The organism is Phyllobacterium sp. 1468, assembly GCF_031455525.1.
GTDB lineage: Bacteria > Pseudomonadota > Alphaproteobacteria > Rhizobiales > Rhizobiaceae > Phyllobacterium.
Genome location: NZ_JAVDSX010000007.1, coordinates 1 through 13,013, shown reverse-complemented (window position 1 = coordinate 13,013; position 13,013 = coordinate 1). Strand labels below are relative to the sequence as shown.

The following is a 13,013-nucleotide window of genomic DNA, read 5'->3' as shown; positions in this document are numbered from 1 at the left end:
GATGTAGGCTCTGGCGTTCTGTCAGCGAGATATCCGGCAGAATGTGGGATCAGGCGCTGGGCTGTATTGCTCCCGAACGCTTCAGGTGGCACAGCAACACATAGATGAAGATCAGTATCCCGGCCATTTCAAGACCTTCCTCGATGTTCGTCAATATTCGGTACCGGAATGATTCAATCCCTTCAACCTCAGCAACGCTGCCGCCAATCATCTCGAATCCGACGGCGCCGCCAAGGAAGACCAGAGCTGAAAGCAGGAGGAGCCCAGCGAGCGTCAAGGGAAAGGATCTGATGAAGGGAATAAAGGCAGCCAAACCGATCAGACTGAGGATACCGGCTGGCGCTGCCCAGGCAAAATACATCAGGCCGGTGTGCTCCATCCGTCCCGACAATGCGGCAGAAATCTTTTCATGGATGCCTGCGAATTCGTCGAACGAAAGCAACAGAAAAAGTACTGTGAGCGCAAACCAGTGGTATTTAAGCCTGCTGCCACGCATGGCTGCGTCCCTGCTTGCCAGAAAAAGCAACCATGCTGCGGAAAACGCTACCACCACAGAAAGCCACGTAAACGCGCTGTCCTCTGAATCGACGTCGAGCAACCATATCTTGTGGGAGAGTTCAGGCTTGGCACCAGAATAGAGGATCAGATCCTGCATAAAACCTGCACCGAGCAGCAACGCGGAAACGACACAGGCCAGCGCAAACACCCAGCCCGGCTTGACCAGCGTGCGCGCTCCTAACGCAACGTCGCTATTGGCCGCGTCGGTGAAACGGACGCTCATCGACCACCTGTTTCGCATATACTTGACATGTCACAAAACCATCACAAATCTGTCGCATTCCTTAATTCATTGTAACGCATGGAGACAGCAAATGGCTCCCGCTGGAGGACATTTAAATTTGACGGTCGGTGTAGCCGTACTGGCGGCGCTAATGATCCTTACCGCGCTCGTCGTGGCTCTGGACATCGAGATTGCGCTGCCGAGAGGCTGATAGGGCACCCACTCGTTATGAGAACCAGCATTGCTGCGGATTCATCGGCACAGTGCAGATGTTTTTTGTCGGCTCCATAATCAACGCAATCAGTGACGAATTCTCCGCGTGTCAGCGTGCCATGACCGTCCAAATCACCTTTGACGATCTTGTGCTCGTGGACCGCGCCACATGGCTTCAGATGCAGTCATTTGCGGAAGATTGACCTTCTGAGTTGGCGCAGATGCTTGGAAGAAACCATCTCGGTCTCAGCGCAACGCCATATTGGGGCTAACGCTCCCCGGAGCGGCAACTTCTTGGTCTGATGGGAGTTATGTATCAGGAGGAATTGCCATGCAAAATCCAGATACCGGCGACAAACTCAGTTCGCTACAACCGGGCGATCTCGTCAAAGTGCTTCGAGGCGGAGCCGGCCAGGGTGAAGAGGAATGGGTGCAGGCAACTGTCGTGTCGAATTCCGAAGCTGCTGTGGCCGTGAAATATTCAGACGATGGTCAAGAAGTCATCCCCTGGGCTTCCGGGCGCATTTGCGGACGTGAAAGCAAACGCACGGGATAGCCAAATTGGCCGCAAGTCAGCTAGCGCGCTGGATGCGATCGCTGACCCTATTGCACAAGGGGTTTAAGGACCGTGCGGAACGGATGGGAAGGGGTGTTGGCGGAGGGGGTGGGATTCGAACCCACGGTAGGCTCTCACCTACGCCGGTTTTCAAGACCGGTGCCTTAAACCGCTCGGCCACCCCTCCAACCTGCTGGAACGTTTGACATCCAATGTTTTGGCGAAGGCCAAAAGAATGCTACGAACGCTGTGCGCGGTCTATATAGCCTTTCGAATTGCGGCGTCAACCTCGTCAGTGTCGTCCACCTAACGGCTGTTCAAACTACCAGTCCGGTGGCCTGTCTGGCCTCATAAAGCGTAAAATGCCTTGATTGTGCCGATATGAACGGGCAATCGTGCCATGAAAACTGTTTTTACATGGATTTGACCCTGTGATTCCTTCCTGCGTCCGCCAGATACTTCTGGCGATTTCTACAGTTTTGATTCTCGCTGGTGCGGTAAATTCGACTGCCGCCCAGACGCCTGCGCCGGCCGCTGCCCCGGGCATTGTCGCGGAACAGCGGCCCGCAATCGATGCCGTGAAGAAGCAAATCGCAGACTATGCCCAACAGATGGAGAAGGCCGATACCGACGCTGCGTTGGCAGATCTGCGCCTCAATCTGGAGGCCAGCGCCAAAAAATTGCTGGACATCGGTGTATCGTTCAGACCGCGTGTCACGGAGATCAATTCGCGGCTGGATCAGCTCGGTCCGCCACCGGCCCAGGGCCAGCCGCCGGAGGCGCAGATCGTCACCGATGAGCGGGCGAAACTCACGACCGAGAAAGCCGAAATCAATGCCGTCCTGGGCGAGACCGAGGATCAATTGATCGCGGCCAACCGTATGATTGAGCGGACGGTGGATGCACGGCGCGAATTGTTCACCAACACGCTTTCGCAGCGCGTCAACATCAACTATTCGCTCGGTAGCGAAGTCGCCGACGCCTACGGCCAAGAAATACGAACGATGAATCAGGTGGTTTCATCCTGGTGGCGCTTCGTCGTTTCCTTCAAATGGCAATCGATGCTGGCGGCCGCCTTTTTTGCGGCGATCGCGGCACTCGTATTGCTGATAGGCGGTCAGCGGACGCTCGGCCATCTTTATCTGCGTGATGCGACGATTGAGTCGCCATCTTACCTGAGCCGTCTCGCCGTCGCGTTCTGGTCGACGCTCATGCGATCGTTGACGGTGGTGGTCTTCCTTGTCACAACCTACTTATTTCTTAATTATTTCAATGTGTTGAGACCGGATATCGCATCACTGATCTATATGCTCTTTTGCGTCATTGGCATCGTGTATTTCGTCCATGCCCTGGCGCAGGCGGTCATCTGTCCGGGTGCACCCAACTGGCGTCTGGTGCGGATAGCGCCGCGACCAGGCCGTATCCTCATGGTGTTGATCACGGCCACAGCAACGATCACCGGACTCGACTATATCGCCGATACGATCAATCAGATCGCTGGTTCGCCATTGTCGTTGACCGTCGCAAAAAGTCTTTTTGCTACCGTTCTGGTGGGCCTGCTCATCATCGCGATGGCCTCGCTGAGGCCGCTCGAAGACGAAGAAACCGGCAATATCAAACCCTGGCCAAGGGTGATGCGGCTTTTCCTCTATGCGATCGGTCTCGTCCCTATCGTCGCTGCGCTTCTCGGTTATATCGGGCTGGCACGCTTCGTGTCGCAGCAGATTGTTATCAATGGCGCCGTGGTCGTCACGATGTACCTGGGCTTCCTGACGGCTCGCGCGGTATCCGATGAGAATGCGCTTACGGGAACCAAGCTTGGACGGGCGGTGCAGACCCGTTTTGGTCTGGATGAGACTTCGCTCGACCAGCTCGGTCTGGTGTTGAGCATTGTCATCAATATCTTCGTTGTAGCGCTCGGTATTCCGATAATACTCCTGCTGTGGGGATTCCAATGGAGCGAAATGTCGGCCTGGTTCGTCGCAATCGCGACAGGGTTCCAGATTGGCTCGGTTAATATTTCATTGGTTTCGATTGCAATCGGCGTCCTGTTGTTCGCGCTGTTCTACGGGTTTACGCGCTGGTTTCAGGGCTGGCTCGACAATCGGGTCATGGCACGCGGCAGGCTCGATTCGGGTGTACGCAATTCGATCCGCACCGCTGTTGGCTATCTCGGCCTTGGCATTGCAGGCGTCATAGGCATTTCGGCAGCCGGCATCAACCTGTCGAGTCTGGCGTTGGTTGCGGGCGGTCTCTCGCTTGGTATCGGTTTCGGTATGCAAGCGATCGTCTCGAATTTTGTGTCCGGTCTCATCCTGCTGGCGGAGCGTCCCTTCAAGGTCGGCGACTGGATCGAGACCGGCGGCGTCGGCGGCATTGTCAAGAAGATCAGCGTCCGGGCAACGGAGGTCGAAACCTTCCAGCGTCAGTCCCTCATTATTCCAAACTCATCCTTCATCAACGGCAGTGTGGGGAACTGGACGCATCGCAACAAACTCGGCCGCGTGGATATTCCGATCGGCGTTTCGCACAAGGTCGACCCCCGTCGTGTACATGCCATCCTGATGGAGATTGCGCGCGGTCACCCGCTTGTCTTGAAGAACCCGGAACCGTTTGTCGCGTTTAGCGCCATCAGCGAGTCAGTCATGCAGTTCGAGATCCGCGTCCATCTCGCGGATCTATCCAACTCCGGCACCGTCCAGAACGAAATTCGCTTCACTTTGATCGACCGTTTTGCCGAGGAGGGGATCGAGATTCCTTATCCGCAACGCGACGTGAACCTCCATCTCGAAGATGCCGAATCCATCGTCGAGATGCTGACCGACCGGGTGAGAGACAAGCTCGCTTCCGAAACAAAGAAGATCAAACACTGAACAACTCATAGTATGAGTCCGTCGAACACAAAAAGTGAACCAATCACCAACGCATACCGCTGGTGGGGTTCAACAACCCGATAATAGAGAGCCGCCGCCAGATATTGTTAAGCTGGTATCAATCTATCGGTGGCATTTATACACTTGGCGCGGCTGCCATCATGGGTCTCGGGGTTGCGCCGGCATTCTGATCTGTTTATCAAATTACAAAATCCTTGGGGGCGGCCCGCGCGGCCGGCGGTTTGCATTGTCAAAAGCCAAAGCTTTTCGCGTTGTGGGAGTAGTTGCAGTGGGCGCATTAATGGCAGCCTGTGCATCGTCGCCGCAGGTCAAAGTCGCCAAGCGGACCCACGGCAAGGAATATTTCGCCGAATCAGAATATGGTGTGAAGGCGAGTCCACGCGTCGTCACCGATTTCCGCAACATGCCGCGTGGCGGGGGGCGCAACCAGACCGGCCGGCCATATCAGGTTGCAGGTAAGTGGTACTATCCCAGGGAAGAGCCGGGTTATGTCCGCAAGGGCAGGGCATCCTGGTATGGGTCCGCCTTCCATGGCCGCCTGACTGCCAATGGCGAAGTGTACGATATGAATCACCTCTCGGCCGCGCATCCGACAATGCCTTTGCCGAGTTACGCCCGTGTTACAAACCTGACCAATGGCAGTTCGGTTATCGTCCGCGTCAACGATCGCGGCCCCTATCACAGCAATCGCCTGATCGATCTTTCACAACGTGCAGCGCAGGTCCTCGACTATCATGATACTGGCACAGCCAATGTGAAGGTCGAATATGTCGGGCGTGCGCCACTGGAAGGGCGCGATGATAATTTCCTGATGGCTTCCTACCGCGGCCCCAACGCTCCGGATCCGATTGGTCAGCCAGCTTCGGGTGTGATGATCGCCATGAACGGTCCGACGCCGACGCAGCATGCACCGGTCGCCATTCCAGGCATGGCGCGGCCTGAGCCAGCCGGTATCCAGGTGGCGAGCCTCGGCAGCCAGCCAATGTCCCTGAACGATCAGGCGGCTCAGCTCGCAGCACCCCAGCAGGCAATGGCCCCCGTGGACGATTCAGGACTTTCCTTCAACATGGACATCGTTCCGGTTCTGCCGCTGATCGGGCCCTATATTGATGACAAGCCAACGATCCTGATTGGCTCGCTCAAGGGCGGCAAGCAGGTGTCTCCATTCATCAGTTCCTACGCCAGTGAGCGAGTGGCCAGTGCAAACAGCACCGCGCAAGCCGCAAATAGCCTGCTTTCACCAGAGGCTGTTTCGGCCGCATGGAAGGGTATGAGCGACATGCCGCAAGCCGCCAGTGGTTCGGGTGAATATATCGATGTCGGCCTGTTTGCCAACAAGGCAGAAGCCGGGCGGGTGATGTCCGCGCTGCGCCCGCTTGGCAAGATGGAGCTGTCTGAAATCGCCAGCCCCGAAGGGCCTCGTATCGCGATGATCGCGCGGGCAAGCGCTGGAAAGAACGCCGACACTCTGCTTCAGGCGGCGTGGAATGCTGGTGCCGTCGATGCATTCGTCGTCCGTGATGACGGCAATTGATATCGAACGGCTTGGACGTTCTCTGACTGCGCCATTTCATATTTTTGTTTTTGGCGTGGCCATGGCTCTCGCTTCAGCTAGCGGGACGAACGCCCAGGATGCGCTGTTCGATACCAAGGCCAAACAGGCGCTGATGGTCGAGGACCAGACCGGCACGATTCTCTATGCAAAATCACCTGAAACACTGATCGAACCTGCCGCACTGGCCAAGCTGATGACCATGGAAGTCGTCTTCCACGCGCTCAAGACAGGCGAGATCACGCCATCGACACAATATATAGTGAGCGAAAATGCCTGGCGAACAGGCGGCGCGCCATCGGGCGGTTCGACCATGTTCGCCAAACTGAAATCCTCCGTCAGCGTTGGCGACTTGATCCAGGGGGTCATCGTCCAATCGGCCAATGATGGCTGTATTGTCCTCGCCGAGGGCATTGCCGGCTCGGAACAGAAATTCGCCGAGATGATGAACGCCCGGGCGAAAGAAATTGGGCTGAAGAGCTCGACCTTCACCAACTCGACCGGCCTACCTGATCCGAAGCAACGAGTCTCGCTGACAGATCTAGTCACTCTGGCACGCCACATCAAACACGAATATCCCGAATATTACGGAACCTATGCGCAGGACAGTTTCACCTGGAACAATATCTTCCAGCGCAATCGCAACCCACTGCTGCGCCTCGATATCGGCGCAGACGGCATGGGGACAGGCTACACCGAACAGTCCGGCTACGGTATCGTCGGCGCCACGGAGCGAAACGGACGGCGCTACATCGTTGCGCTAAGCGGCCTCGCAAGCGACAAGGAACGCGCCGAGGAAGCCAAGCGCATTTTCGAATGGGCCTATCAAGCGTTCGAGGAGGCTGACCTCTTCGCTAAGGGTGAAATCGTTGGCGAGGCCAGTGTGTTTGGCGGGATCAAATCCGCTGTCGCTCTTAAAGCGCACGAGAAAATCAGCATTCTCATCCCTGCGGCCAATCGCGACCGTCTGAAGGCGCACGTGGTCTATCAAGGGCCGTTGGTGGCACCATTGAAAGCTGATCAGCCGGTCGGCACATTACGGATCTGGATCGGTGATGCGCTCGTCCAGGAAACGCCGGTCTATACGGCAGAGGCAGTTGAGAGTGGTGATCTGAAAAAACGTTCGCTCGACGCGGTATTCGAATTGACGACAGGTTGGGTCCGGCGACTGGATTTCTAGGACAATCCCGCCTCGTCCTTCTCATTTGCGAGCGCCAGCCCTTTCATCGTAGGCTGGAAGCGTTCCGTCCGGTGAATTTGGCCCAATTCCTTCGGGTTCGGCATCGCCTGAAAGGCAATCGGTCTCGCCAAATCCCTCGACCTTGAACCAAACTCCATCGGGCAGAACGCTTCCATCCAGCTATGAAAGGCTCTAGAACCATCTGCAATAGACAGTGACTCCGCATCGAAAGACAGCTGATAGCGTGCAAGGACTATTCATAACATTTGAGGGCGGCGAGGGCGCCGGCAAATCTACGCAGATTGGCCGGTTAGCGGATCATTTGCGCGCCGATGGCGATGATGTGCTGGTAACGCGCGAGCCAGGCGGTTCGCCCGGAGCGGAAGCCGTGCGCCATGTCATATTGAGCGGCGCCGCCGAACCTTTCGGCCCGGCCATGGAAGCCTTGCTGTTTGCCGCGGCGCGCAACGACCATGTGGAGCAAGTTATACGTCAAGCGCTGAAGGCCGGCCAGATGGTGCTCTGCGACCGCTACATCGACTCCAGCCGCGTCTATCAGGGCGTGACCGGCAATCTCGATCCGGATTTGATGCGCGCTATCGAACGCGCCGCCATTAACGGTCTCATGCCGGATATGACGATCATCCTCGACCTGCCGGCCGAGGTCGGTCTGCAACGCGCCCATGCACGGCGTGGGGCAGGGACTGCCGACCGCTTCGAAAAGGAAACGATCGATCTGCACCGCAAGCGCCGCGGCGCCTATCTTGCCATTGCAACCGCAGAGCCCGAGCGCTGCAAGGTGATCAGTGCCGATCGCCCCGCCGATGAAATTGCCGCTGACATCGCCGCACTGGTCGACGAGTTGAAGATTATCCGCGGCCTGAAGACGAAGCAAGGTATCGAGGCAGCGAGATGAGCGACACCACCCTCGACGTCCCGGCAACCCACGATACCATCGATGGTGTCCCTGCACCTTCGGCCAATCCCGCATTGTTCGGTCACACCGGGATAAGGTCTTTTCTCGCGCAATCCTATCAGTCGGGCCAGATGCACCACGCACTATTGCTGGAGGGTGCACAGGGTGTCGGCAAGGCAACTTTAGCGTTTCATTTGGCGGGTCACATTTTGAAATACCCCGCGGAACGCGAGGCGCCACTGACGCTTGCTGAGCCGGATTTTGCAGTGGCGCCCTATCGGCAGCTCGCGAGCGGAACACATCTGTCCGTGCTGCATATTAGCCGCCCGATAGATACCAAGACCGGCAAGTTCAAGACCGGCATCACGGTTGATGAGATCAGGCGGGTCGCGCATTTTCTAAACCGGACCTCCCATGATGGCGCATGGCGGATCGTCATTGTCGATCCTGCAGATGACATGAATCGGAATGCAGCCAATGCGTTACTGAAGACTCTTGAAGAGCCGCCGCAGCGAACCCTGTTCATTCTGATCTCGCATTCCTCCGGCCGGTTATTACCGACAATCCGCTCGCGCTGCCAGTCGATCCGTTTTGAACCGCTTGAACGCCAGGACCTGCTCGCTGCTCTGTCGGCGATCGATCTTGATACCAGGCAGTTACCCGATGCGGATTCACTCATTGCCCATGCGGACGGTAGTGTTCGAAAAGCCGCCTTGTTGCTGGCATTTGGCGGGTTGGAAATTTCGGGGGCAACCGACGCCATCCTGAGCAATCCTGTGTTCGACGTGCCCAAAGCCCAGGCGTTGGCAACGGCACTGTCGGGACGCGATGCCGAGATCCAATACGATCTTTTTCTCGACGATCTGCTGGGGCGCATTGCATTGAGGGCGCGGCTCAGCGCAGAGCAGGGCGACGTTTCCCATGCCAACCGCTGGTCCGGTTTCTGGCAGGACATGCAGAACGAGGCGAGGGAGGCCGCAGCTTTCAATCTCGACCGCAAGCAGACCGTACTCATTTTCCTCGAGAGAATGCACCGAGCGCTATCGGGCAGATAGAGGTCTGCCGGTATGGCAATCGGGTCCGACTTGCGTTATGTCAGCCAGACGTTTTTCCCAAGACGCCCAAACCAAGCCGAAATCAGGTCACGCATGAGCCGCGAAACATTTTACATCACAACTGCTATTTCCTATCCTAACGGTAGCCCACACATCGGCCATGCCTATGAGCTGATCGCAACCGATGCAATCGCGCGCTTCAATCGTCACGACGGCAAGGACGTACTGTTCCTGAGCGGCACGGACGAACACGGCATCAAGATGCTGCAGACGGCGCGCAAAGAGGGCATTGCGCCACGAGAACTCGCCGACAGAAATGCCAAGCTTTTCCGTGATATGGGGCATCTTTTGAATGCTTCCTATGATGATTTCATTCGCACAACCGAAGAGCGGCACTACAAATCATCTCAAGCCATCTGGCAGAAAATGGCCGATGCCGGTGACATCTACAAAGGTGGTTACGCCGGATGGTATTCGGTGCGTGATGAGGCCTATTACCAGGAAGAAGAGACAGAACTGCGCGCTGACAATGTGCGCTATGCTCCAACGGGCGCGCCGGTTGAATGGATAGAAGAAGAAAGTTATTTCTTCCGCCTGTCAGCCTATCAGGATCGTTTGCTCAAACTCTATAGCGAAAATCCCGAGTTTATCGGCCCTGATGAGCGGCGCAACGAAGTGGTTTCCTTCGTCAAATCCGGGCTCAGGGACCTGTCCGTGTCGCGCACAACTTTCGATTGGGGAATTCCGGTTCCGGGCGACGAAAAACACGTCATGTATGTCTGGGTCGATGCGCTGACCAACTACATCACCGCCGCGGGCTATCCCGATGAAAAGGCAGAGCGTTGGCGCTATTGGCCTGCTGACGTTCATATCATCGGCAAGGATATTATCCGTTTCCATTCGGTCTACTGGCCAGCTTTTCTATGGTCCGCCGGTATCGAACTGCCTAAGCGCGTTTTCGGCCATGGCTTCGTGTTCAACCGCGGCGAGAAAATGTCCAAATCGGTTGGCAACGTCATCGATCCGGCTGCTTTGGTAGAGCATTACGGCCTCGATCAATTGCGCTATTTCCTGCTGCGGGAAATCCCGTTCGGTCAGGATGGCAATTATAGCCACGAGGCGATCGTCAACCGGACGAACGCCGACCTCGCCAACGACCTCGGCAATCTGGCGCAGCGTTCATTGTCGATGATCGCAAAGAACTGCGATGCCAAGGTTCCACAGCCGGGTGCGTTGACTGACGCGGACAAGGCTATTCTCGATCAGGCCGTCGCGGCGCTCGATACCGCGCGCAAGGCTGTTGGCAACCAAGCGCTCCATCAGGCACTGGCAGCGATCTTTGGTGTTGTGGCCGAAGCTAACCGTTATTTCGCCGCACAGGAACCGTGGGCACTTAAGAAAGCCGATCCGGTACGCATGGAAACGGTCCTCTATGTGACGGCAGAAGTGATCCGGCGTGTTGGCATTCTGTGTCAGCCGTTCATACCAGGATCAGCGGCCAAGCTGCTCGATATTCTGGCTGTGCCGGCGGACAAGCGGGATTTTGCAGATTTGAAGGATGGCAAATTGATACCTGGCACGGATCTCCCGGCACCGCAGCCGATCTTTCCGCGCTATGTCGAAGCAGAAAAAGCAGACTAATTCCATGCTTGTCGATAGTCATTGCCACCTCGATTTTGCGGATTTTGCCGAGGAACGCGACACCATCATTCAGCGCGCGCTGGATTATAACATCACGCGGCTGGTAACGATCTGCACGCGCGTCCGGCGCTTCGGCGATATCATAAAGATCGCGGAACAGTATGACATTGTCTACGCATCAGTTGGAACGCACCCCAACAATGCGCACGAAGAGCTCGATGTGACGATGGAGGACCTGATCCGCTTGTCGGAGCATCCGAAGGTGGTCGCTATCGGCGAAGCAGGCCTTGATTACCATTACGACTATGCCCCTCCGGAAGCGCAAGCGCATGGCTTCCGCACCCATATTGCTGCTTCTCGCGCCACCGGCTTGCCATTGGTCATCCACGCTCGTGCTGCCGACGACGATATGATTTCAATTCTGACGGAAGAAACAGGGAAGGGCGCTTTCCCCTTCATCTTGCACTGTTTTTCGTCCGGCGCGGAACTTGCGCGAGTGGGCGTAGAACTCGGCGGCTATGTGTCGTTCTCCGGCATTCTGACGTTCAAGAATTCACCTGAGATACGTGAAATCGCCAAAAACGTGCCGCGAGATCGGCTCCTGGTCGAGACCGATGCACCCTATCTTGCACCGATGCCGCATCGCGGCCATCGAAACGAGCCAAGCTTTGTCCGGCATACGGCCGCTGTGCTCGCTGAGACGATTGGCGTCAGTGATGACGAGATCGGTAAAATAACAACCGACAACGTGTTCCGCCTGTTCACCAAGATGCCAAGGCCAACCAAAGATGCCTGATCGCTTGCGTTTCACCATTCTTGGTTGCGGTTCGTCTCCGGGCACACCACGCATCAATGGCGATTGGGGCAGTTGCGATCCGAACGAACCAAAGAACAGGCGCCGGCGCGCAGCCATGCTGGTTGAGCGAATTGCGCATCATGGCGGCGTGACGACCGTGATCATCGACACGGGACCGGATTTTCGCTCGCAGATGATCGATTTCGGCTCCGGAAAGCTCGACGCGGTCGTCTATACCCATGCGCATGCAGACCATATCCACGGTCTGGACGATCTGCGCACATTTGTCATCGATCGCCGCGACTTGGTGAATATCTATGCTGATGCGATGACCCAGCGGCGCCTGATGGAAGGCTTCGGCTATTGCTTCAAAACCCCGGAAGGTTCGAGTTATCCGCCAATCCTGCGGCCGCACGAGATTATTCATCACGAAGCCTTCGACATTGACGGGCCGGGCGGGGCGATACGCTTCCTGCCGCTGCCGCAGATCCATGGGGATATTCTTTCGCTAGCCTTCCGGATTGCCGATGTAGCCTATTGCTCGGATGTCAGCGCATTTCCCGACACGACCGCAGCACAACTCTTCGATCTCGATACGTTGGTTATCGACGCGCTACAATACAGAACGCACCCAAGCCACTTTTCATTAAATGAATCAATTGAATGGATCGAAAAGCTAAAGCCGCATCGAGCAATTTTGACCCATATGCACATACCCCTGGATTATGGAACTGTGCTGCGAGAGACTCCGGATAATGTCGAGCCGGCCTATGATGGTTTGTCATTTGAGGTCGAACTATGAGCAAGAGCGTCGAGCGCGTGCGTCAGGCAGCCCATGAGGCGGGCCTTGAGATCCAAATTCGCCAAATGTCCGATTCGACCCACACGGCTGAAGACGCGGCGATCCAGTGCGGCGTAACAGTCGAGCAGATCGTCAAATCCTTGATTTTTCAAGGCGCTGATACGCAAAGCCTTTATTTGTTTCTCGTTTCGGGTCCACGCAAGCTCGATCTCGCCAAAGCTGCCAGGCTTACCGGCGAAGCATTGCATAGGGCTGATCCCAAATATATCCGCAAGGAAACCGGCTTTGCCATTGGCGGTGTTTCGCCGTTGGGACATCTAATCGACATCAAGGCTTATGCCGACGAAAGCCTCATGCAGTTTGATGTAGTGTGGGCTGCAGCCGGGGGAACCAACTTCGTTTTCCCGAGCGAGCCAAAGGCATTGGCCAGAGCCGCAAAGGCGCAAATCGCCGATATTGCGGACTGAATTGCCTGTTTGCCCACATATGTTAGTTCCATAATCTATCTTATGTGATCTTTGGATCCCGCAGGGGCACATTCTATTTTCAACTGCAACAGATACTAAACCCTCTTTGTTTTCAGGAGGATGCAATGCCCTGTCGTTTCCGTCAGTTGAATATGAATGA

The 13,013-nt window shown here is 56.2% G+C and carries 11 protein-coding genes and 1 tRNA gene; 10 read left to right on the top strand and 2 right to left on the bottom strand.

Annotated elements, in window-relative coordinates; translation table 11 throughout:
- Positions 1-49: 49 nt before the first annotated feature.
- Complete coding sequence (locus J2X72_RS18370; RefSeq protein WP_310074272.1) at positions 50-781, bottom strand: hypothetical protein; 732 nt, start codon at positions 779-781, stop codon at positions 50-52.
- A 544-nt stretch (positions 782-1,325) separates the two neighbouring features.
- On the opposite strand from J2X72_RS18370, the gene J2X72_RS18365 reads away from it, so the two are divergent.
- Positions 1,326-1,550, top strand: coding sequence for a hypothetical protein (locus tag J2X72_RS18365; RefSeq protein WP_210003764.1), 225 nt, complete (start codon positions 1,326-1,328; stop codon positions 1,548-1,550).
- A gap of 97 nt (positions 1,551-1,647) precedes the next feature.
- Here the strand turns inward: J2X72_RS18365 and J2X72_RS18360 are convergent.
- Positions 1,648-1,737: transfer RNA gene (locus tag J2X72_RS18360), tRNA-Ser, on the bottom strand.
- Between the two features lie 244 nt (positions 1,738-1,981).
- Between J2X72_RS18360 and J2X72_RS18355 the strand changes: the two genes are divergently transcribed.
- From J2X72_RS18355 to J2X72_RS18315, 9 genes are all read left to right on the top strand, one after another.
- The gene (locus tag J2X72_RS18355) at positions 1,982-4,423 is read left to right on the top strand and encodes a mechanosensitive ion channel family protein (RefSeq protein ID WP_310074268.1); all 2,442 of its coding nucleotides are present in this window, start codon (positions 1,982-1,984) and stop codon (positions 4,421-4,423) included.
- Between the two features lie 301 nt (positions 4,424-4,724).
- Positions 4,725-5,978 (top strand): septal ring lytic transglycosylase RlpA family protein, encoded by a 1,254-nt coding sequence (locus J2X72_RS18350; RefSeq protein WP_405044743.1) that lies wholly within the window; start codon positions 4,725-4,727, stop codon positions 5,976-5,978.
- A gap of 61 nt (positions 5,979-6,039) precedes the next feature.
- Complete coding sequence (locus tag J2X72_RS18345; RefSeq protein WP_310074638.1) at positions 6,040-7,176, top strand: D-alanyl-D-alanine carboxypeptidase family protein; 1,137 nt, start codon at positions 6,040-6,042, stop codon at positions 7,174-7,176.
- Between the two features lie 244 nt (positions 7,177-7,420).
- Entirely contained in the window at positions 7,421-8,092 is a 672-nt protein-coding gene (tmk, locus tag J2X72_RS18340) for a dTMP kinase (RefSeq protein ID WP_310074262.1), read from the top strand.
- Complete coding sequence (locus J2X72_RS18335; protein ID WP_310074259.1) at positions 8,089-9,147, top strand: DNA polymerase III subunit delta'; 1,059 nt, start codon at positions 8,089-8,091, stop codon at positions 9,145-9,147. The genes tmk and J2X72_RS18335 overlap by 4 nt, the downstream gene beginning before the upstream one ends.
- A gap of 93 nt (positions 9,148-9,240) precedes the next feature.
- Positions 9,241-10,788, top strand: coding sequence for a methionine--tRNA ligase (metG, locus tag J2X72_RS18330; protein WP_310074256.1), 1,548 nt, complete (start codon positions 9,241-9,243; stop codon positions 10,786-10,788).
- A 4-nt stretch (positions 10,789-10,792) separates the two neighbouring features.
- The gene (locus J2X72_RS18325) at positions 10,793-11,584 is read left to right on the top strand and encodes a TatD family hydrolase (protein ID WP_310074253.1); all 792 of its coding nucleotides are present in this window, start codon (positions 10,793-10,795) and stop codon (positions 11,582-11,584) included.
- The gene (locus J2X72_RS18320; protein WP_310074250.1) at positions 11,577-12,386 is read left to right on the top strand and encodes an MBL fold metallo-hydrolase; all 810 of its coding nucleotides are present in this window, start codon (positions 11,577-11,579) and stop codon (positions 12,384-12,386) included. Before J2X72_RS18325 ends, J2X72_RS18320 begins: the two co-directional genes overlap by 8 nt.
- Positions 12,383-12,853: a YbaK/EbsC family protein gene (locus tag J2X72_RS18315; protein WP_310074248.1), complete on the top strand. Its 471-nt coding sequence runs from the start codon at positions 12,383-12,385 to the stop codon at positions 12,851-12,853. Before J2X72_RS18320 ends, J2X72_RS18315 begins: the two co-directional genes overlap by 4 nt.
- Positions 12,854-13,013 lie beyond the last annotated feature (160 nt).